Raw genomic sequence first — 20,142 nt, 5'->3', positions numbered from 1 at the left:
ATATGGCTTGGCAGGTGAATGGGTTGTCAGCGTTGGTCAGGTGTGGGCGCCTGGAACCGGCGTGCACCGGTTCCAGGCGCCCGGCTGGAACCCCGGCCCGATTCCGGCGGGCCGGGGTTCTACGTCAGGCCGGTGACGGGGTCACCGACCTTGGCTCGGTACGACGGGTCCGGTCACCACTTGCCCTCGTGGCGCTCGAGCACCCGGAAGCTGCCCACCACTCCGTTCTTGACCCACACGCCGCCCCAGACGTGGCCCGGGAACACGCCGTCGCTGGAGCTGAAAGGTCCGACGGTGGCGATGGGGGCACCGTTGTCGCAGGTGACCCCGCGGAAGACCTCGACGGTCCGGCGACTGTCGTTGCGGATGTTGAGGCTGGTGGAGCCGAGGCCGCTGACCACGGTGATGCAGCCACCCGGTTCGTCGGAGTACGTGCGCTCGTTGATGTGGATCCGGCCCTCGTAGTGGTCACGGCCCTCGTAACCACGACCCTCGTAGCCACGGCCCTCGTAGCCACGGCCCTCGTTGCCCTTGCCCTCGCCGCCCTTGCTCTCGTTGCCCTTGCCGGCGTCGCCGCCGTCGAGAGCCGAAACGGGAGCGGCCTGCTGGGCAACCGCGGCGGCCAGGGCCGACGCGGAGGGGGCAGCGTAGGCGTAGGTGATGCCGGTGGCGGCCAGGGCCGCGGCGGCCGCGACGGCGGCTGTAACGATGGTGGAACGGGTAACCATGTCGCTTCTCCTGTCTCAGAGAGGTCGGCTGAGCAGTCGACTCGGGATGAACGTACTGACGGCTCCCATGACTTTCATTTCGGACACGTTGGAGGCCGACGCCGGGGCGCCGATCGAGGGACAAAAAGTACACCAAATGCTATTTCCATATAATTAGATAAGCTTCCAATCGCCTTTCTCTGTAGGCGAATTGATGTCCAGTTAGCCTGTAAGGGCGACTTTCTGACACCCACTCACTCCGGCAGCAGCGTGTCTCCTCTTGACACGCCCGGGCGAGGCGGCGAGCGCTGCGCCGGAGGAGTCGAGCAGGCCAGTGAAGACCGGCCCACCCGGGAACTTTCCGGCACACGCGTACCCCGGTCGTGGGCCGAGAGGGGTACGGAAATTGCGCCGGCCGGCGGTTCAGCTCTCCAGCCAGCGCCTGAGGTCGTCGGTGTGCTCGCCCAGCCTCGGCGGACGCCGCTCGTAGCGCGGCGGGGTACGGGACAGCCCGATGGGGTTGGCCACCAGGCACAAGGGATCGTCGGGGTCCGAGTCGGCCGGTGTGACACGCGGGGACAGGCCAAGGCGTTCGGCCAGGTCGAAGGCGCCCGCGAGGTCGTTGACCGGACCGCAGGGCACCCCGAGCGGGGTGAGCAGGTCGAACCACTCGGCGGCGGTGCGCAGGACGAGCCGCGCGGAGAGCTCCTCGGCCAGCGCGTCGACGTGTGCGACACGGTCCTGGTTCGAGGCGAATCGAGCGTCGTCGGCGAGTTCCTCGGCACCCAGGCCGCGGCACAGGGCGAGGAACTGCCGGTCGTTGCCGACGGCCACGACCAGCGGCCGGTCCGCCGCCCGGTAGACCTCGTACGGGGCGATGGACGGATGCCGGTTGCCGAGGATGCCCGGTATCCGACCGGCCAGGGTGTATCCACCCGCCTGATTGACCATGCTCGACAACAGCGTGGACAGCAGGTTGACCTCGACGTGCTGGCCCTCGCCGGTCGCGTCGCGATGGCGCAGCGCCGCCAGGACCCCCACGGCCGCGTGCAGGCCCGTGAGCACGTCGACGAGTGCCACGCCCGTCTTGACGGGCTGCCCCGGCGCGGGCCCGGTCACGCTCATCAGCCCGCCGACCGCCTGCAGCAGCAGGTCGTAGCCGGGCAGCGCGGCGCCTTCACCGGCTCCGAATCCGGTCACCGAGCAGTAGACGATGCCGGGATTGAGCGCGGCGGCCTCCTCGTAGGAGAGCCCGTGCCTGCCCATCGTGCCGGGACGGAAGTTCTCGAAGAGCACATCGGCGCGGCGCACCAGTTCGTGGGCGTCGCGGCGTCCTTGCTCCGTGCCCAGATCGATGGCGAGGGACCGTTTGTTGCGGTTCACGGAGAGGAAGTAGGTGGACTCGTCGTGGGCACGCGGCGGGCCCCAGGCCCGGGTGTCGTCGCCGGAGCCCGGACGTTCCACCTTGATGACGTCGGCGCCCAGGTCCGCGAGGAGCATGGTGGCGTAAGGGGCCGCGAGCACCCTCCCGAAGTCGGCTATCACCACTCCCGACAGAGGGCCGGGGGCGGCGGCGTTCACCGGGTCACCGCCCAGGGGCCCCGCGCGTGCATCGCGGTCGTGGTGGTGAAGAACTCCCTTACGGAGAAGCTCTGTTCACACACACCGAGGGACATGCGCGCAGCATCTCCGGCCGTCTCGGGATCGATGTGCGTTGTGCGGGCGTCGAGATGTCGCACCGGTGCCTCGACGGCGCGCCGGGCGTCGGTGGGCACGGCGGCCGAGCACCCGAACTCGCTGTCGACGTACGGGGCGAACTCCCCCTCGCCGTCGCCGCGGTGCGCCGCGGCGACAGGACCGGACAACTCGCGGTCGGGCGCGCGGTGGCCCGCGAGCACGGCCGGGCCGGGTTCGTGGCGGCGGGTCGACCGGTTCAGGAACTCACCCACGCGTCGGCCTCCCGCACCCGCCCGGCGGACCGGCCTGTCCGGTCCGTCGTTTCCCGGGAACCTAGCAGGTCGGCATCGGTCGGTCCTTCCGGCCCGGGTGCACCGTGCGTGCCATGAGCAGGAAGACGTCGGGGCGGTGACGCAGCCCGGCCGGGTCGTCGGGGTCGAGCAGGCGGTCCGGTACCGCGATGTCCTCGGCGGAGAGGGCTTGTCCGAACATCCCGCGCCGACGGCTGATCTCGGCGACGACGTGGTCGAGCGCCGGCCCCGAGAGCGGTGCCGGAAGGTCGAGCAGGAAGCTCCGGGTGCCCTGCGGGTCCGGCCCCACCGCGGTGAACAGGGCGCCCCAGTCCTCGATCTCCCGCTTGGGGCCGGGCGGTGCCGCCCGCACGTCCTCGAACCACTGCGCGGTGATCGCGTCGAGCCCGGCCTCAGGCAGGAGAGCACGCCGGGGCCACTGCCGATGTCGAGCACCCTGCGGACCTCCGGCGCCGTGGGCGGGCCGGCGATCCAACGGGCCGCCTCCGCGACTGCCGGCCGCTGAGTTCGGAGTTCTGCTCCGGCGTCGGGCCCATGACGTCCCAGTCGGATTCGGTGCCGTCGTGGTGATGACCGGGATCGGTGTGCCGGCTCATGCGGACAGCCTCACCGCACGTCACCCGCCCGGCAAGCTCTGTTGTCGGTTCGGCAGGCCGCCGCTCCGGTACTCCTGTGGGCTGACGCCCCGGACGCGCTTGAACGCGGTACTGAACGCGAACGACTGGCTGTACCCGACCCGTCGCGCCACCGACTCGACCGTGGCGTCCGTCTCCCGCAGCAGGTCGGCGGCGACGGCGAGACGCCAGCCGGTCAGGTATGCCATCGGGGGCTCCCCGACCAGCTCCGTGAAGCGCCGGGCCAGCCCGGCCCGGGAGACCCCGGTCCGGGCGGCGAGACCGGCGACCGTCCAGGGGTGGGCAGGGTCCCGTTGCAGCAAGCGCAGAGCCTGTCCGACGACCGGATCACCCATGGCCCGGTACCAGGCGGGGGCTTCGGCGCCGGGTCTGGCGAACCAGGTCCGCAGCGCGGCGATCAGCAGCAGATCGAGAAGACGGTCCAGGACCACGCTCTGGCCGGGCTCGTCCTTGGAGATCTCCTCGTCGAGCAGCGTCAGCAGAGGGCTGCCCCGCCCGTCCGAGGGCAGGTGGAGCAGCGGCGGCAGGGCATCGAGCAGCCGTCGGCTGATCTCGCCGTCCAGCAGATAGGTGCCGATGAGCATGGCCGCCGAGCCACCGGGGGCGTTGCCCCAGGTGCGCACCCCCAGCTGCATGGATTCGGAGAGCGGCTCCCCGCGCAGAGTGGTGCAGGTGCCGCCGGGTCCGATCACGGCGTGCGGCGCGGTGCCGGGGGTGTGGGCGACGGTGTACGGATCCGGGCCGCGCGCTATGGCGATGTCACCGGGCCGCAGCAGCACGGCGTCCGTGCCGGTGGCCGGAACGATCCAGGCCTCCCCGTCGGTCACCGACATGAGACAGAGCGGGGCCCGGTCGGCTATCCGTACGGACCACGGGGGCTCCATCACCATCCGCAGCAGGAAGGCGCCCTTGGCCCTCGGCCCGTCCAGGAGTCCGGCGAGTGCGTCCATGCCCAGCAGCGTAGACGCACGCGTATGGAGCTGAGCGGCACGGGGATGTCGCGGACGGCGCCGCCGGGCGAGCCTTGAGCCATGACACAGAACACGGAGAACGTGCAGCGGGAATCGGTGCTGGTGACGAGCGGTACGGGAAAGACCGGCCGCCGGGTCGTGGAGCGGCTGGCCGCTCGCGGGGTCCCGGTGCGGTCCGGTTCGCGCGGTGGTGAGGTCCGCTTCGACTGGGCGGACGAGTCCAGTTGGGCGGAGGCGCTGCGGGGTGTGGACGCGTCATATGTGACGTACTACCCGGATCTGGCGGCGCCCGGTGCGCCGGAGGCGATGGCAGCCTTCGGGCGGATCGCGGTGGAGAACGGGGTGCGACGGCTGGTACTGCTGTCCGGACGGGGCGAGCCACAGGCGGTGGTGGCGGAGGAGAGCCTGCGCGCGTCGGCGGCCGGGGTGGAACTCACCGTCGTCCGGTCGGCGTTCTTCGCTCAGAACTTCAGCGAAGGCGCGATGCTCGACGGGGTGCTCGGCGGCGAGGTGGTGTTCCCGGCGGGCGGGACCGCCGAGCCGTTCGTGGACGTCGACGATCTCGCCGACGTGGTGGTGGCCGCGCTCACCGAGGACGGCCATGCGGGCGCGGTGCATGAGCTGACCGGGCCGCGGCTGCTGACGTTCGACGAGGTCGCGTCGGAGATCGCGCGGGCCACGGGACGCACGGTGCGGTATCTGCCGGTGACCGGACCGGAGTACGCGCGCATGCTGGAGACCTACGGTGTGCCGGGACCCGAAGCCGGTTTTCTGGCCGACCTGTTCACCACGCTGCTCGACGGGCACAACGCGACGGTGACCGAGGACGTGAAGCGAGTGCTCCGGCGCGATCCGCAGGACTTCGGGGCGTTCGCCCGTGCGGCGGCGCGGGCGGGTGCGTGGGAGGCCCCTGGCGCGCTCGGGGAGTAGCACCGTCGGCCCGTGGGGCGGCCGGGAGCATCGGCACGCACGCGTGGAGGCGCCGGAGTCAGTCTCCGCGTCGCAGCGCCAGCAGCCGGTAGCACGGATCGGGGCGCGGCCGGTCGGGCTCGGGCAGCGCCGTCAGTACGGCCGCGAGCCTCTCGGCCGCCGCCCCCGGCAGGTGCAGGCGCGAGGCGTAATAGCCCTCGCGCACCGCCTGTGCCGCGCTCAACGGGGTCCGGCCCTGGCCATGCCCCCGGAAGCGGGCCTCCCCCACCACGTCGAGACCGGCCTCCGATCCGTACCCGACGACCAGGTCCGTGGAATCGGACGGATCGCCGGCGAGATAGGGGGCGAAGGCCTCGTCGATGTCGCTGCCCACGTCGTGGGCCGCGTCCTTGTCGACGGTGGTGACGAACACACCACCGGGCCGCAGCACCCGCGCCGCTTCGGACACCACCGCCCGCACATCCCCTTCGCCGCGCAGCACATGCAGCAGCCAGATCGCGCCGACCGCGTCCACCGCAGCGTCCGGCAGCGGCAGCCGGCGCGCGTCGGCGAGCGCCACCGCGCCGATCCGCTGCCGGGCCATCCGTGCCATGCCGTACGAGGGGTCGGTACCGAACACGCCGAGCCCGGGACGGGCGAGGGCCATGCGCTCGGCGACCAGGCCCGTACCGCAGCCGATGTCCAGCAGGGTGCGGGCGGTGGACGGGACCAGTTCGAGCACCGCCGCGGCCGCCGCCTCGGCTCGGGGCACGCCACCGCGGGTGGCGTCGTAGGCAGCCGCCTCAATGTTGTAGTTCAGCACCTGGCCGACTCTAGGACAGACCTCCGCCGAATGGGCACCGGCATGTTGCCGGTGGGCCGCTGGGCCCATAACTTGCGTTTATGGAGCTGGAGTTGCGCCATCTGCGAACCGTACGTGCCATCGCCGACACCGGGAGCCTGACCAAGGCCGCCGCGGCCCTCGGGCTGGCCCAGCCGGCGCTGAGCGCGCAATTGCGACGGATCGAGAGGGCTCTCGGCGGCCCGCTCTTCGAGCGCGACCACACCGGTGCGCGGCCCACGCTCCTCGGTGAGCTGGTGCTCGAACGGGCCCGGGTGGTGCTGCCCGCCGTGAGCGAGCTCCAGGAGGAGGCGGTGCGGTTCGCCAATGCCTGCGGGACGATGGAACGCTTCCGGCTCGGTGGCACGCACGGACCGCTGCTGGGCGGCCTCGTGGACCGTCTGGTCGCCGCGCACCCGACCGCGCCCGTGTCGACGTTCACCTCCTGGTCGGTTACCGAGATCGCCGCCCAACTGGTCGACGGGAGGCTCGACTTCGGTCTCATCGGGACCTGCGGGGAGAGCTCGCCACCGGCGAACGACCGGCTGACGTGGCAGGTGGTCGGGGTCGACCCGGTCTTTGTGATGCTGCCGGACTCCCATCCGCTCGCCGCCGAGCCGGAACTCGACCTCTCCGCGCTGGCGGGCGAGTGCTGGGCGGACGTGCCGGGCGAGGGTTGCTTCGCCGACTGTTTTGTCGGCGCCTGCGCGCGGGCAGGCTTCAGCCCGGTGTCGGTGTACGAGACGGACACGACGTCCGTCGTCCATCTGGTCCAGGTCGGGCGGGCGGTCGGGCTGTGCCGTGCGACCTTCCCGCCGACGCCGGGGGTGGTGACCCGCCCGCTCTCCGGTTCACCGCTGAGCTGGCGCCATCTGCTGGGCTGGCACCCCCGCTCGACTGCGGCCGCAGCCGCGTCCGGAGCGGTGAGCGGACACACCCGGGCGGCGTACGCGGAGGCGGCCGAGCGCAGCGAAAGCTATGCCCGGTGGCTCGCCGGGCATCCGCGCTTCGGCGCCGTGATGTGAGATGTCCGCGATACGACATGGCATCGCGAGTCGACGGATCGGCGCCGCGTGTGACGGGTCAACGCATACCGACATACCGATGGGTCGCATGGCGATGCGGCATGACCCCACGCGCCGGCATCGCGGTGTGACATGCCACCGCACGCCGGAAGATCGGATATTGCAATGTGACATGTCATCGTGCACGGCTCGACCGGGCCCCACGAAGGCACCCGGCCCTGGCGGATCCACCGCCCCGGAACAACCGCCCCGGAACCACCGCGGCCGTGCTCCCTGCCGCCGCGAACATGCGGTGCGCGCCGCGGCTGCGCGGCGCCCACTCGCGTCACCCACCCGAGTCGCCCGCCCACGTCACCCCGACCCCCGTCGGACGCCGGGCCCGGTACCCCGGTTCTCGACGGCGTGCCCGCCCGGCTATCTCACGCCGTGTCCGGGGGCGATCGCCACCACCCGCGCGGCCAGGTTGAGATCGTTCTCGGTGACCACGCCACCCGCGTCATGGGTGTTCACGGACAGGGTGACGGTGTTGTAACCGAGGGTCAGATCGGAGTGGTGATTCAGTTCGTCCTGGATCTGGGCCACGTGCACGGTCAGCCCGACCGCGGCGAAATGCGTGTGGAGCCGGTAGGTACAGGTGATGCTGTCACCCTCCAGCGACCAGCCGGGCAGGTCACCCAGACGGTCCTCGATCTCCTTCTGCGACAATGGTGCGGCAGGCATGCTGAGACTCCCTCACGAGCGTTCGGTGCCGGTCGACGGTGCCGGTGACGTTACGGTCTTGGTATGACAACTGTCGCGCTTGACACGGGGGTAGGGCCGCTGCTGCGCAGCTGGCGGGAGCAGCGTCGGATCAGCCAGCTGGAACTGGCCCTCCGCGCCGATTCCTCGGCCCGGCACATTTCCTTCATCGAGACGGGCCGCTCCCGCCCCAGCGAGGACATGATCCTGCGGCTCGCCGAGCACCTCGACATCCCGGTCAGGGAGCGCAACGCCCTGCTCGTGGTGGCCGGTTACGCGCCCCGATACGCGCAGACCGCGCTCGACGACCCGGCGCTGGGCGCGCTGCGCGAGGGGATGGAGCGGCTGCTCCAGGGGTACGACCCGTATCCGGCGCTCGTCGTCGACGGCATGTACAACGTGGTGGCGGCCAATCGGGGTATCGCGATGCTGCTGGAGGGCGTGGCCGGGCATCTGCTGGTCCCGCCGCTGAACGCCATGCGGCTCACGCTCCATCCACAAGGCCTGGCCCCGCGCATCCGTAACCTTCCGGAGTGGCGGGCCGATCTGCTGGCGCAGATGGACCGCCAGATCGCCCTGGCCCGATCGGCGGAGCTGCGTGAGCTGTACGAGGAGGTCGCGGGCTATCCCGCACCGGACGGCACCGGCACTGCCGGGAGCTGCGGGGGCGCCGCAGCCGCCGGGACCCCCGGAAGCGGCGGGAACAGCGGGGTCATCGGCGCAAGCACGGACGGGAACGGGGACGGCGGCGGCCCCGGGGACGACAAGGCGGTCGGCCCCGCGTCACCTCTGCCCTTCGCGTTGCCCCTGCACATCGAGCACGGCGGGCAGGTGCTCTCGTTCGTCTCCTCCATCGCGACGTTCAACACACCGATGGACGTGACGGTGGCGGAACTGGCCATCGAGACCTTCCTGCCCGCCGACCGGGCCACCGCCGACCATCTGCGGTCCCTCACTTCCTGACGACGGGGCGCGTCCGGACGCGCCAGGACGGCGGCGACGGTGCTCGCGACGACCGGCACCGCCACGGCGGGCAGCAGGGGAGGACTCGGGTGCCCGTGCAGCACGGCCGCGGCGCCGACGAGCGCGCCCCCCAACCCCCGGCGGGCGCGCGACGACAGCTGCGGCACCTCGCCGCGTTGTCGGAACGTCCACATGGATCCAGTGTGCGGACCTCCCTCCGCCTTGCGATGCACCGCATCCGACGCCGCGCGCTGCTCCACCGGGGGCCACCGGACACCCCTGGGGCCTTTCGTTTGGATCACGCCGGGCTCGCGTGCCCCGGCACCTCGCCTCGCCGCGTTGTCGTCGGTCGCCATGGCTCCTTCCCCAAGCTCTCGACTCCGCTCGAGCAGGGGAGACCCCATCAGCTCCCTCCTCCGCCTTGCGACCCACGGCCCCGGGCCCCGCTCGCTGATCCGGCCTGATCCAAACGAAAGACCTTAGACGCGTGCTCCGTTGTCGAGCGGGTCGCGGCGCGCCGTTCGCGAACCGGAACGGCGGCTCGGCCCCCTCTTCCGGGCGGGCGGCGGGGCCTTGCTGCTCCGCTCCAGGACGAGCGCGGCCGGTACGGCGGTCAGCACCGAGGAGTACGTCCCGACGCAGATGCCGATGAGCAGGGCGAGCGCGAAGTCCGCGAGGGAATCGCCCCCCAGCACGGCGAGAGCGGTCAGGATGAACAGGGCTCCCATCCCCGTGTTGACCGTTCTGGGGACGGTCTGCAGAACGGCCTGGTTGGCGATCGTGCCGACCGGTGTGCGACGGGCCTTCGCCCACAGTTCCCGCAGCCGGTCGAAGACCACCACCGAGTCGTTGACGGAGTATCCGATGACGGTGAGGAGCGCGGCGAGGAAGATGCCGTCGACGGTGCGTCCGAGCCAGGCGAAGGCGCCGACCAGGATGATGACGTCGTGGACCAGCGCCCCGACCGAGGCCAGGGCGAACGTCCAGCGGAACCGGATCGCCAGATAGGCCAGCTGCACGAGGACGGCGATGCCGAGGGCGATCAGGGCATTGCGCCGGAGCTCGTCCCCGAGGCTGGGTCCGATGAGTTCGTCACGGATCTTGGTCGTTTTGCCGCCTTCCTCCGCGAGGGCCGCGCGCAGGACCTGTTCGCCGTCGTCGTCGAGTTTTCCGGTACGTACCGAGAGGTCGCCCGCGCCGGCCGTGGTGACCTCGGCGTCGCCGAAACCGGCGTCGGCCAGGGCGCTGCGGGCGCGTTCGACATCTACTGGCCGGCTGGTCGAGTACTCGACCAGCCGGCCACCGGTGAACTCGACGCCCAGGTTGACGCCGCGTACGACGATGCCGAGGACCGCGACGGCGATCAGTGCCGTGGAGATCAGCAGCCAGCGACGCGGGGAGCGCATCAGCTGGGGGTTGCGACGGGTCAGCCAGGTCCGCACCCGGCCGGGACTGGCGATGCCGTTGACGCTCCGGTAGTCGTTGACGAAGCGTGAGCCCGAGGCGATCTCGGTGAGCGCACGGGCGATGACGAGGGCGGAGAACATCGAGGCGATCACACCGATGGCGAGTGTGACGCCGAAGCCCTTCACCGGTCCGGAGCCGAGGAAGAAGAGCAGGCCGGCCGCGATCAGTGTCGTCACGTTGGAGTCGGCGACGGCGCTCCAGGCACCGCGGAACCCGGCGGTCAGCGACGAGCGCAGCGTGCGGCCCGGACGCTGCGCGTGTTCTTCTCTGGCCCGTTCGAAGACCAGCACGTTGGCGTCGACCGCCATCCCGATGGCCAGGACGAATCCCGCGAGGCCGGGCAGGGTGAGGGTGACGCCGAGGGCGACCAGGGCCGCGTAGGAGATCAGTCCGTACGCGGCGAGCGCGACGGCGGCGAGCGCGCCGAAGAGCCGGTAGACGACGGTGATGAAGAGGGCGGTGGCCGCGGCGCCGATGAGCGCGGCACGGGCGCTGGCGTCGATGGCGGCGGCGCCCAGCGTCGGGCCGACGGTCCGCTGCTCCACGATCTCGACCGGGAGCGGCAGTGCGCCGCCCTTGATGAGCAGGGCCAGTTCCCTCGCCTCGTCGGCGCTGAAGGAGCCGGTGATCTGGGTGGAGCCCGACGGCAGACCCACGCCGCAGCCGACCGAGGGGGAAACCTGCGGCGAGGAGATGATCTGCTGGTCGAGGACGATGGCGACGCGCCGCCGCTCGTCCTGGACCGGATGGCAGGCGGCCTCGCCGGTCAGCCGGGTCCAGTCCCGGCCCGCCTTCTTGTGGAAGTCGAGGGAGACGGTCCAGCCGGCGCCCTGTTGGGCGTCGAACACGGCGGTCGCGTCCTTGACTCCGGCGCCGGAGAGCCGGGCCGGGCCGAGGTCGAGGGAGCGGCCCTGCTCGTCGGCGAGCGTCGGCCCGCCGTCGGCCGGGTCGTCCGTCGTGCCGTCAGCCCCGCCGTTTTCCGGTGTGCCGGGGCCGTTGTCCGGTGTGCCGGGGCCCTGAACGGCGTGGAAGCTGAGCTGGGCGGTTCTGCCGATGACTTCGGCGGCCTTGCGCGGGTCCTGGACGTCCGGGAGTTCGACGATGATCCGGTCCTCACCGGAACGGGTCAGGGTGGGCTCGGCGACGCCGAGGGAGTCGATGCGCTGGCGGAGCACCTCAAGAGTGCGGTCGGTGCTTTCCCGGTCCGCTTTCGCGGTGTCGGAGTCCTTGGCCTGGAGCACCATTCTGGTGCCGCCCTGAAGATCGAGGCCGAGTCGGGGTGACATGGTCAGCGTGATGAGCGCGGAGACGAGCAGAACGGCGGCAGCCAGAACCGCTCGCACCGTGGTGGCGCGAGTCATGGGTTTCCTCCGAGGGGGCGCCGGACGCCCTCACCTCGGCAAGGACGGGACGGCGGTTCTGTGGGACGGGCCCGGTGGCAGGACCGGTGGCCGGTGAACGGCCGTCCCCGGAGGTCCGCGTACGCCGGGAAGCGCGACGCGGAAGCGGCCGGTGGCACGAGGAGGTGCGGCGGGGGGCCGCCGGAGGGTGTGGTGCGGCGGGCGGACGGTGGGTGGGCCGGACAGCAGGATGTCGGTGCCGGGCGGCGGAAGTTGGTGTGCGGTCCGTGCGTGGTCCGTGCCGGCCCTGGGCTGGGGAGCGGTCGTGGGCGCCGGCCGGTGACGGTCGGTCGCCGTGGCCGTGCGGGTGCGGCGGGTTTCATGGACGGTGCTCGTCCGGGCGGTCCGGTCGGTGTGCGGGGTGGGCTGATGGGCACCGGGCGAGGACGCGGCGACGGGCGGCACACCGGCGAACGGCCGGGCGGGGAGGACGGCTCCGGCGGCTGCGGGGGCGCCGCCCACGACGGTGAGCACGGAGAGCAGGAGGGCGACGAGGAACTGCCGGGCCGCCGGTACGCGTGCGCGATGCGCCGGGGTGCCCGGCCTTGCCCTCGGGGGCGCGTTCCCCGGGGGCGGCCCCGGGAGGGGGGTCACCTCTGTCGGCCGGGCAGGGCCGGTGCCGCGTCGGCGCGGCGGAGCACGGAGTCGAGGATCAGCCCGGCGCCGCGTACGACCGTGGTCGCCGGGTCCTCGGCGAGACGTACCGGAACGCCGAGCCGGGCCGCGATCCGGTCGGTTATGTCGGGGCGGGCGGCACCGCCCCCGGCGAGCAACGGGCCCTTGCGCAGGGCCCCCAGGACGGCGCCGTGCCGGTCCTGCTGCCACATCGCCATGACCATGTCCGAGACGGTGCGCACGACGGCGGTGGGTGGCTCGCAGGGGTCGAGGTCGCTCAGTCCCGTCTCGGCCTGGCGGGCGTCACGGACCAGTCCGTCGACGAGAAGGGTCACCTCGGTCAGCTCGGCGCCGAGGTCGACGACGAGCAGCGGGCCGCCGTCCGGCGGTCCGGCGCAAGCGGCGGCGGCCCTCGCGCTGTCCAGGGCGATGACGCCGATCGGCCCGAGTGCGGCGATCAGCTCCCTCGCGACGGCGCGGTGCTCGGATCCGGCGAGGACGGGATGGCTGAGGACGATCACGCTGTCGGTGCGGTCCGCGCCCAGTGCCCTCTCCGCGATACGGCCGAGCATCCGGCCGCAGGACACGGGGTCGACGATGCGCCCCCGCCGGACGGGACGCCCGTGCCCGGGTTCGGTGCCGGGGTCGCCGCAGGCTCCGAGGTCGGCGATGACGCCGTGTCCGGGCAGCCAGGCACGGGTCCGGGAGCTGCCGAGGTCGAGCGCGAGGCCGCGCGTGACTCCCCGGTACCCCCGGTGGATGGACGGGTCGATTCGCGGTCCGTCGTGCAGCGAACGCATCGTCCCTCCCCCGGCCTGCCACCGCAGCCGTTCATACACCCATGGACCCGCTGATAGCGAGGCATGGCCGAGCCCTCACTATGCAATAGGGAGGCAAAGAAAGCCACTCCCAGGTAAATCCAAGGGCTCGGCGATGCGCGGTCCCGGTCCTGTCGTCAGACCTCCGACGGAAGAAATCCGGAGATCAGTTCGGCGAACTCGTCCGGCGCGGCGATCCGGACACCGAGGTCCTCGGCCTTGGTGCGCTTGGATCCGGCCTTCTCGCCGGCCACGAGGAGGGTGGTGCGCTTGGAGACGCTGGACGAGGACTTCCCACCGGCCCGCTCGATCAGTTCGTTCATCTGATTCCGGGACAGCTTCTCCAGCACACCCGTCATGGCTCCGGTGACCACCACGGTCATTCCGTCGAGGGGCAGCCCGGCGGCCCCCGCCCCGTCCGCGGCGGCGGCCGCTTCCGTGTCCTCCTCGCCCGGCTCGGGCGGCGGCGTCGCCCCGGGCTCCGTCATGTTGACGCCGGCGGCCACCAGCTTCTCGATGAGCGGGGCCAGCTCCACCAGCTCCGCGACAACGCCCGCGGCCTTCTCCTTTCCGATGCCGTCGACCCGCTGGAGCTCCTCGGCGTCCGCGGCCCTGATCCCGGCCATGTCCGCGAAGTACCGGGCGATCCGCCGTGACATGGAGCGCCCGGTGCCGCGTACCCCCAGCGCGCAGAAGACGCGGGAGAGCGGCTGGGTCCGTGCCGCTTCGATGGCGGCCAGAAGGTTGTCGGTGCTGGTCTCGCCCATTCGCTCCAGGCCGAGCAGCTGCTCCCGGCCGAGAGTGAAGAGGTCGGCGAAATCGGCCACCAGGCCGGCGTCGACGAGCTGGACGACCCGGGTCGCGCCGAGGCCCTCGATGTCGAGCTGGTCGCGGCCCGCCGCGTACGAGATGGACGCGACGAGGCGGCAGTCGCGACCCCGGACACAGCGCCAGCGCTGCTCACTGGTGTCGATCTCCGAGCCGCACTGCGGGCACGCCTCGGGGAAGACGACGGGCTGCTCGTCACCGGTCCGCAGGTGGGCGACGGGCGCCTCGATACGGGGGATGATGTCGCCCGCCTTGTAGACCATCACCCGGTCGCCGATGCGCAGATCGCGGCGGGTGATGTCCGCAGGGTTGTGCAGCGTGGCGTAGCCGACGGTAGAGCCGTCGATCTCGACCGGTTCCAGTACGGCGCGCGGTGCGATGATGCCGGTCCTGCCCACGTTCCATTCCACGCCGAGGAGCCGGGTGACCTTCTCCACGGCCGGGAGTTTGTAGGCGATGGCCCAGCGCGGCGCCCTGGTCCCGGAGCCGGCCTCGCGCTGGTCGGCCGCGAGATCCGCCTTGATCACGACGCCGTCGATGCCGAACGGCAACGACGCGCGCAGGGCCGCGACCTCCTCGACCCGGGCCTGCGCCTCCTCGACGGCGGTCACGGTGCGCGGCGCCACGTCCGTGTCCGCCGCGGTGTGCACGCCCAGCGCGGCGACGTGGGAGAGGACCTCGCTGTGCGGGAGTTCGGCGAGGGTGTCGGTCAGCTCTCCGGACTCGGGCAGTGGCAGGGCGCCGTAGGCGAAGAACGTCATCTCCACCGTGTACGCCCGGTCCTTGGCACGCAGGGTGCCCGCCGCGCCGTTCCTCGGGTTGGCGAAGGGGGCGCCGCCGTGCTCGGTACGTACGGCGTTGGCCTGTTCGAACTGCTCGTTCGTCATGAGGATCTCGCCGCGTATCTCGATCGTCACCGGCTCGGCGAGTTGCTCGGGGAGGCCGGACACGGTGCCGATCGCGTGCGAGACGTCCTCGCCCGCGGTGCCGTCGCCCCGGGTGATCAGCCGTTCCAGACGGCCCGCCCGGTAGCGGGCGGCGACCGCCAGGCCGTCGAGCTTCGGCTCCACGCTCCACGCGGCGACGGGCCTGCCGATCCGGCGTTCCAGGGACGCGGTCCAGGTGGCGAACTGCTCGGCGGAGAAGACATTGTCCAGCGAGAGCATCGGCGCCGTGTGCGGCACGTCGCCGCTCGCGGCGCCGCCCGCCACCTTGCCGGTCGGCGAGGTGGCCAGAACCTCCTGCGGGTGCTCCTGTTCGTATGCGGCGATCCCCCGCACCAGCCGGTCGTACGCGTCGTCGTCGAGCGCGCTCTCGCCCGTGGCGTAGTAAGCGGCGGCGGCCTGCGACGCTTCTTCGACCGCGGCGGCGTAGGCGGCGGCATCGGCGAGCAGAACAGCTGAGTTCGTCATGGCCCCCATCCTGCCGCCCACCACTGACAACGCCCCTCAGCCGACCGCCGGAACCGTTCCGTCCGCCTCGTCGGCGCCATGCGTCGCACCCGGCGCCATCAGCGGTATCTGTGGTCCCGAGCACTCCCGGAGCCAGCGCCGCAGCACCTCGTGCACCTGCTCGGCCCCGACCAGCTCCATGCCTTCCGCCACCGGTGCCGAGAGGTCCGCCGGCCAGAGCAGGAACGGCCGGGACTGCTCACCGCCCAGACCGCCGTGCGAGCCGATCTGTTCCTCGAAGGCGTGCACACGGCCCGTGGATCCGTCGTACATCGAATTCACCATGATGTCGGCGACGTGCGGGAAGGTGTCGGTGCGGCGCACCGCGGCCGCCGCGCCGGGCCCGAAGGACGCCAGCGGCCCCTCACCGTCCTTCAGTTCCGACAGCGGGATCTCGACTCCGCCGCGGCCCAGCACCACCGATCCGTGGCGCTCGCTGCGCACCAGCAGAAAGCCGATGCCCGGGTGGTTGGCGAGGGTGCCGAGCAGTGCGGGCCGGCTCCGGTCGAGCTGTTCGCGCGAGGCCCGCCCCGCTATGTCGGGGAAGGAGATCAGGCCGAGGTTGCCGGAGGCGAGGACGACCGGGTCGGACGGTTTCGCGCGGTGCTCCGCCTCGCCCTCCTCGACCGGCCGGCGGTGCAGGGCGATCCGTACCGCGTCACGCGCCTCCGAACCGCTGCGGGTGCGCTGTGCCCGACGGGGCACGGGCAGCCCGCAGCCCGCCCGCACCAGGTCCTTGAGCGTCAGCCCGTACGCCCCCGCGAAGGTCTGTCCGGGGCTCTGACCGTGGTCGGAGAGCAGCACGATCCGGTACCTGCGCGGGGTGTGTTCGGCGACCTTGACGATCAGGGCGAGCGACCGGTCCAGGCGCGCGAGCACCTTCTCCGCGTCCCGGCTGTGCGGTCCGGAGTGGTGCGCCACCTCGTCGTACGCGACCAGGTCGGCGTAGACGGCGGTGCGTCCGGCGAACATGTCCCCGATGACCGCGGCGACCACCACATCGCGTTCGACGACGGTCGCGAAGGCGCGGATGAAGGGGTAGAGCCCACCGCGCTTGATCCGGGGGGCGTCCTTCCGGATCCGCGCCCGGGTCGACTGGCCGATCTCGCGGCAGACCTCGGCGACGAACGACACCGCGGTACGCACGGCATTGGCCGGGTCGGAGAAGTAGGCGAAGTATCCCGCTCTGGAGCGACGGCCCTTGCCGAGCCGGGCGGCCATGGACAGAACGAGCGCCAGCTGGTCGGCGCCGCCGCTGAAGAGGTTGCCGCGGCTGGCTCCGTCGACCGTGAGCAGTCCGCCGTCACGGGTGCGTGCGACGGCCCGGCGCTGGAGTTCGAGGGCGCTCGCGGGGCGGCTGGAGACCATGACGTCGCCGGTCTCCTTCTCGTACCAGCGGAAGGCGGGGATGTCGTGGTTGCTGCCGTGCAGGATGCCGAGCTGGCTGGATCCGGTCTGGCTGGACCAGTCGGTGCGCCAGGGAATGAGCCGGTGGCCGTCCTCGTGCGCGAGCCACCGCGCGACGGTCGGCATCAGGCCGGACTCGGCGGCGTCGGCGAGCACGTCGTGGCCGACGCCGTCGAGCTGGATGAAGACGGTGCCCGGCGGTCCGCTGCGCCCGCTGTCCGCACCGCTGCGCCGTCGGCGACGGTCCGCGAGCCGGGAGAGGCGGCGCCGGTAGGCGTTGTCGTCACGGACGGCGAGCGCCGTGGAGGTCGCCGAGGCGACGGCGGACATCACCGCCGCGACGACGACCGCGGTCTCCGGGTTGGCGGCTCCGCGCCCGTCCGGGATGAGCCGCAGGGCGAGCAGCAGCAGCGAGCCGTTCAGGAAGAAGACGAGCATCCCGAGGACGAGGGCGGGCACGATGAGCAGCGCCCGTACCAGGACGGGCCAGACCAGTGCGGAGAGCAGTCCGAACGCGCCGGCGCCCCAGGCCGCGGTGAACGCGATCTTGGTGATGCTGTCGCCGTCGTCGGACTGGAGCTGGAAGTCCGGCAGAATCCCGGCGAGTGCCAGCATCGTGAGCGTCGATACCGCCCACACCACAACCACTCGCATCAGGGCGTTGCCGGCTGTTCGCCATCGCCCGTCACCCACGCCGTTCCCACCTCACGTCCGGACCCCTCCGATCCGGGCCCTCGCGCCCCAGCCTTTCACAGCGGGGCCGCGGGCCTCGACGACGGCGGTCGGGGGCGGTCAGCAGCCGTCGTATCCTGCGGTCGGCATGGAGAGCCGGCGGTGCACGCTGGCCTTCGTGCGGGCGCTGTAGGGCGGCTCGTCGAGTCCCGCGAGCTCCAGGCGCACGCCGCGCCGCTCGCACTCCGCCGCGAACTCGGGCACCGAGGTGAGGGCCCGCGCCAGCACCCGGTCGTTGGCGGCGACGAACAGTTCGACGTCGCCGCTCTCGACGTCCGCCCACAGGGCGTGGTGGTCGGGTCGCATCCCGTAGAAGCGCAGCTGCCGGGTGACGACGTATCCCTTGTCGGCCGCCCAGCGGGCGCACATGTCGTGCTGGCCGCGGGTGTCCACGAGGAACGGATCGCGGTCCAGCTCTTCGAGCGGTGTGAGACTGGCGATGGCCGCCACCCGGACGTCCTGCCCGTCCCCCATGGCCGTTCCCCCCGTGCTAGGCGTACGGGCGACCCTACTCCCCCGGCTCCCGCGCAAAAAGGCGCGTGCGGGAACGGAGGGAGCGCGGAGCACGGACACGGAGCGGCAGTGCGCCCCCGCGCCGGGCGGAACCGGGCGGGGGGGCGCATGTGGGAGGCAGGGGTCAGAGCGACGTCATGACGTGCTTGACGCGGGTGTAGTCCTCGAAGCCGTACGCGGAGAGGTCCTTGCCGTAGCCGGACTTCTTGAATCCGCCGTGCGGCATCTCGGCCACGAGTGCCATGTGGGTGTTGATCCACACGCAGCCGAAGTCGAGGTTCTTGGACATCCGCATCGCCCGTGCGTGGTCCTTGGTCCATACGGAGGAGGCCAGGGCGTACTCGACGCCGTTGGCGTACGCGACGGCCTGGGCCTCGTCGGTGAAGGACTGGACCGTCATGACGGGGCCGAAGACCTCGTTCTGGATGATCTCGTCGTCCTGCTTGAGGCCGGAGACGACGGTCGGGGCGTAGAAGTAGCCCTTCTCGCCGACCCGGTGGCCGCCCGCCTCGACCCTGGCGTGCTCGGGGAGGCAGTCGATGAAGCCACTGACCTGGGCGAGCTGGCCGGCGTTGTTGAGGGGGCCGTACAGCACGTCCTCGTCGTCCGGCTGTCCGGTCTTCGTGTCGGCCGCGGCCTTGGCGAGGGCGGTGACGAACGCGTCGTGGACGGACTCGTGGACCAGGACCCGGGTCGCGGCCGTGCAGTCCTGGCCCGCGTTGAAGAAGCCGCCGACGATCAGGTCCTCGACGGCCTTCTCCAGGTCGGCGTCCTCGAAGATCACGGCCGGGGCCTTGCCGCCGAGCTCCAGGTGGACCCGCTTGACGTCCTTGGCCGCGCTCTGCGCGACCTGGATGCCTGCCCGCACCGAACCGGTGATGGAGGCCATCGCCGGGGTCGGGTGCTCGACCATCGCACGGCCCGTCTCGCGGTCGCCGCAGATCACGTTGAAGATGCCGCGGGGCAGCTCCAGATCCTCCAGTACGCCGCCGATGATCTCGGCGATCAGAACGGTGGAGGCGGGGGTCGTGTCGGAGGGCTTGAGCACGACGGCGTTGCCCGCGGCGAGCGCCGGGGCGAACTTCCACACGGCCATCAGCAGCGGGTAGTTCCACGGCGCGACCTGCGCGCAGACGCCGACCGGCTCGCGGCGGATGATCGACGTCGTCCCGTCCATGTACTCGCCGGCCGAGCGGCCTTCGAGCATCCGCGCGGCGCCCGCGAAGAAGCGGACCTGGTCGATGGCCGGGGCCAGCTCCTCGGTCCGGGTGAGGTGGAGCGGCTTCCCGGTGTCACGGCTCTCGGCGGCCACCAGCTCGTCGGCCCGTGCCTCCATGGCGTCGGCGATCCTCAGCAGGGCCAGCTGCCGTACGGACGGCGTGGTGTCCCGCCAGACGGGGAACGCGGCAGCGGCGGCGGCCATCGCCGCGTCGACGTCGGCCTCGCCGGAGAGCGGGGAGGTCGCGTAGACCTCGCCCGTGCTGGGGTCCACGACGTCGAGGGTGCGGCCGTCCGAGGCGTCCGCGAAGACGCCGTCGATGTAATTGCGGAACGTGGTGCTCATGGAACCGGTCTCTCTCGTGGTCGGGCTCATGGTCGGGCGGCGCCGGGCCGTTTCCGACAGATCCCGCCCGGCGCGCGACGGGCGAGCGGCGGCATGTGTCGGACACGGCCCGGGGGTGGGACGTGTGGTCGTGCGGCGATCCCGGGGGGAGGCACCGTCACTCGGCCGTACGGGCGGACAGGTGCTCGTGCACGGCGGGCCAGCTGCCGTCGGCGGCGCGGGCGAACACGATGGTCTCCCGCTCGTGGACGGTCTCCTCGCCGGCCCTGGTGGCGATCGTGGTCTCCACGTCGTGGCTGAAAACGGCCGTGGAGCCGTAGTGCTGGACGAGCTGTCCGGTCGAGACGCAGCGCACGACGCGGAAGTCGTCCTCGGTCACCCACCGCTGCCACAGCGCCCGGTACTCGGCGGTGGAGCCGAGCCGCTGCGGGGTGGAGTGGAAGACGAAAGTGGCGTCCGGGGCGAAGGACCCGAAGTAGTCGTCGAGGCGGCCGTCGGCGAAGGCGGCGATCAGCGCGTCGGCCGCGGCCCGGACTTCCTGGACGGGGGTGGTGCTCATGTACGGCTCCT

17 protein-coding genes are annotated in these 20,142 nt (G+C 71.9%); 3 read left to right on the top strand and 14 right to left on the bottom strand.

Annotated features, from left to right (window positions below; translation table 11 throughout):
* Nucleotides 1–173: 173 nt before the first annotated feature.
* The 5 genes from ACIQCZ_RS30390 to ACIQCZ_RS30370 form a co-directional block, all read right to left on the bottom strand.
* Nucleotides 174–728 carry a hypothetical protein gene (locus tag ACIQCZ_RS30390; protein WP_402286799.1) on the bottom strand — a complete coding sequence of 185 codons (555 nt, stop codon included), beginning with the start codon at nucleotides 726–728 and terminating at the stop codon, nucleotides 174–176.
* Between the two features lie 402 nt (nucleotides 729–1,130).
* On the bottom strand, nucleotides 1,131–2,288 hold the full coding sequence (locus ACIQCZ_RS30385) for a CaiB/BaiF CoA transferase family protein (protein ID WP_402286796.1): 1,158 nt from the start codon (nucleotides 2,286–2,288) through the stop codon (nucleotides 1,131–1,133).
* Complete coding sequence (locus tag ACIQCZ_RS30380) at nucleotides 2,285–2,656, bottom strand: hypothetical protein (RefSeq protein WP_402286794.1); 372 nt, start codon at nucleotides 2,654–2,656, stop codon at nucleotides 2,285–2,287. Before ACIQCZ_RS30380 ends, ACIQCZ_RS30385 begins: the two co-directional genes overlap by 4 nt.
* A 61-nt stretch (nucleotides 2,657–2,717) precedes the next feature.
* Nucleotides 2,718–3,170, bottom strand: a complete 453-nt coding sequence (locus ACIQCZ_RS30375) for a hypothetical protein (RefSeq protein WP_402286792.1) — start codon at nucleotides 3,168–3,170, stop codon at nucleotides 2,718–2,720.
* A gap of 141 nt (nucleotides 3,171–3,311) precedes the next feature.
* Nucleotides 3,312–4,280 carry an AraC family transcriptional regulator gene (locus ACIQCZ_RS30370; RefSeq protein WP_402286789.1) on the bottom strand — a complete coding sequence of 323 codons (969 nt, stop codon included), beginning with the start codon at nucleotides 4,278–4,280 and terminating at the stop codon, nucleotides 3,312–3,314.
* A gap of 81 nt (nucleotides 4,281–4,361) precedes the next feature.
* On the opposite strand from ACIQCZ_RS30370, the gene ACIQCZ_RS30365 reads away from it, so the two are divergent.
* The gene (locus tag ACIQCZ_RS30365; RefSeq protein WP_402286786.1) at nucleotides 4,362–5,231 is read left to right on the top strand and encodes an NmrA family NAD(P)-binding protein; all 870 of its coding nucleotides are present in this window, start codon (nucleotides 4,362–4,364) and stop codon (nucleotides 5,229–5,231) included.
* Nucleotides 5,232–5,289: 58 nt separating this feature from the next.
* Here the strand turns inward: ACIQCZ_RS30365 and ACIQCZ_RS30360 are convergent, their stop codons facing one another.
* On the bottom strand, nucleotides 5,290–6,033 hold the full coding sequence (locus ACIQCZ_RS30360; protein WP_402286784.1) for a class I SAM-dependent methyltransferase: 744 nt from the start codon (nucleotides 6,031–6,033) through the stop codon (nucleotides 5,290–5,292).
* 80 nt (nucleotides 6,034–6,113) lie between these two features.
* On the opposite strand from ACIQCZ_RS30360, the gene ACIQCZ_RS30355 reads away from it, so the two are divergent.
* Entirely contained in the window at nucleotides 6,114–7,076 is a 963-nt protein-coding gene (locus ACIQCZ_RS30355; RefSeq protein WP_402286782.1) for a LysR family transcriptional regulator, read from the top strand.
* Nucleotides 7,077–7,490: 414 nt separating this feature from the next.
* On the opposite strand, the gene ACIQCZ_RS30350 is transcribed toward ACIQCZ_RS30355, so the two are convergent.
* The gene (locus ACIQCZ_RS30350) at nucleotides 7,491–7,796 is read right to left on the bottom strand and encodes a 4a-hydroxytetrahydrobiopterin dehydratase (RefSeq protein WP_351085095.1); all 306 of its coding nucleotides are present in this window, start codon (nucleotides 7,794–7,796) and stop codon (nucleotides 7,491–7,493) included.
* 63 nt (nucleotides 7,797–7,859) lie between these two features.
* On the opposite strand from ACIQCZ_RS30350, the gene ACIQCZ_RS30345 reads away from it, so the two are divergent.
* Nucleotides 7,860–8,777 carry a helix-turn-helix domain-containing protein gene (locus ACIQCZ_RS30345; RefSeq protein WP_402286779.1) on the top strand — a complete coding sequence of 306 codons (918 nt, stop codon included), beginning with the start codon at nucleotides 7,860–7,862 and terminating at the stop codon, nucleotides 8,775–8,777.
* 479 nt (nucleotides 8,778–9,256) lie between these two features.
* Here the strand turns inward: ACIQCZ_RS30345 and secD are convergent, their stop codons facing one another.
* The 7 genes from secD to ACIQCZ_RS30310 form a co-directional block, all read right to left on the bottom strand.
* Nucleotides 9,257–11,605 (bottom strand): protein translocase subunit SecD, encoded by a 2,349-nt coding sequence (gene secD, locus ACIQCZ_RS30340; protein ID WP_402286777.1) that lies wholly within the window; start codon nucleotides 11,603–11,605, stop codon nucleotides 9,257–9,259.
* Nucleotides 11,606–12,234: 629 nt separating this feature from the next.
* Complete coding sequence (locus tag ACIQCZ_RS30335; protein WP_402286775.1) at nucleotides 12,235–13,059, bottom strand: rod shape-determining protein MreC; 825 nt, start codon at nucleotides 13,057–13,059, stop codon at nucleotides 12,235–12,237.
* Nucleotides 13,060–13,214: 155 nt separating this feature from the next.
* Entirely contained in the window at nucleotides 13,215–15,326 is a 2,112-nt protein-coding gene (ligA, locus tag ACIQCZ_RS30330; RefSeq protein ID WP_402286772.1) for an NAD-dependent DNA ligase LigA, read from the bottom strand.
* A gap of 27 nt (nucleotides 15,327–15,353) precedes the next feature.
* Nucleotides 15,354–17,456 (bottom strand): phage holin family protein, encoded by a 2,103-nt coding sequence (locus tag ACIQCZ_RS30325; RefSeq protein WP_402286769.1) that lies wholly within the window; start codon nucleotides 17,454–17,456, stop codon nucleotides 15,354–15,356.
* A gap of 99 nt (nucleotides 17,457–17,555) precedes the next feature.
* On the bottom strand, nucleotides 17,556–17,969 hold the full coding sequence (locus ACIQCZ_RS30320) for a hypothetical protein (RefSeq protein ID WP_402286766.1): 414 nt from the start codon (nucleotides 17,967–17,969) through the stop codon (nucleotides 17,556–17,558).
* Nucleotides 17,970–18,132: 163 nt separating this feature from the next.
* On the bottom strand, nucleotides 18,133–19,572 hold the full coding sequence (locus ACIQCZ_RS30315) for a gamma-aminobutyraldehyde dehydrogenase (RefSeq protein ID WP_402286764.1): 1,440 nt from the start codon (nucleotides 19,570–19,572) through the stop codon (nucleotides 18,133–18,135).
* Between the two features lie 157 nt (nucleotides 19,573–19,729).
* Complete coding sequence (locus ACIQCZ_RS30310; protein ID WP_376219789.1) at nucleotides 19,730–20,131, bottom strand: YybH family protein; 402 nt, start codon at nucleotides 20,129–20,131, stop codon at nucleotides 19,730–19,732.
* Nucleotides 20,132–20,142: the final 11 nt, after the last annotated feature.

It is taken from the genome of Streptomyces sp. NPDC093149, assembly GCF_044754145.1.
In the GTDB taxonomy this organism is placed as follows: Bacteria; Actinomycetota; Actinomycetes; order Streptomycetales; family Streptomycetaceae; genus Streptomyces.
This window is presented reverse-complemented; position numbering and strand designations above follow the sequence as displayed.

Coding starts and splice junctions, on each gene's coding strand:
- ligA (WP_402286772.1), bottom strand. CDS start 15,326: ATGGGGGCCATGACGAACTCAGCTGTTCTGCTCGCCGATGCCGCCGCC.
- ACIQCZ_RS30345 (WP_402286779.1), top strand. CDS start 7,860: ATGACAACTGTCGCGCTTGACACGGGGGTAGGGCCGCTGCTGCGCAGC.
- secD (WP_402286777.1), bottom strand. CDS start 11,605: ATGACTCGCGCCACCACGGTGCGAGCGGTTCTGGCTGCCGCCGTTCTG.
- ACIQCZ_RS30390 (WP_402286799.1), bottom strand. CDS start 728: ATGGTTACCCGTTCCACCATCGTTACAGCCGCCGTCGCGGCCGCCGCG.
- ACIQCZ_RS30365 (WP_402286786.1), top strand. CDS start 4,362: ATGACACAGAACACGGAGAACGTGCAGCGGGAATCGGTGCTGGTGACG.
- ACIQCZ_RS30350 (WP_351085095.1), bottom strand. CDS start 7,796: ATGCCTGCCGCACCATTGTCGCAGAAGGAGATCGAGGACCGTCTGGGT.
- ACIQCZ_RS30315 (WP_402286764.1), bottom strand. CDS start 19,572: ATGAGCACCACGTTCCGCAATTACATCGACGGCGTCTTCGCGGACGCC.
- ACIQCZ_RS30310 (WP_376219789.1), bottom strand. CDS start 20,131: ATGAGCACCACCCCCGTCCAGGAAGTCCGGGCCGCGGCCGACGCGCTG.
- ACIQCZ_RS30370 (WP_402286789.1), bottom strand. CDS start 4,280: ATGGACGCACTCGCCGGACTCCTGGACGGGCCGAGGGCCAAGGGCGCC.
- ACIQCZ_RS30355 (WP_402286782.1), top strand. CDS start 6,114: ATGGAGCTGGAGTTGCGCCATCTGCGAACCGTACGTGCCATCGCCGAC.
- ACIQCZ_RS30335 (WP_402286775.1), bottom strand. CDS start 13,059: ATGCGTTCGCTGCACGACGGACCGCGAATCGACCCGTCCATCCACCGG.
- ACIQCZ_RS30320 (WP_402286766.1), bottom strand. CDS start 17,969: ATGGGGGACGGGCAGGACGTCCGGGTGGCGGCCATCGCCAGTCTCACA.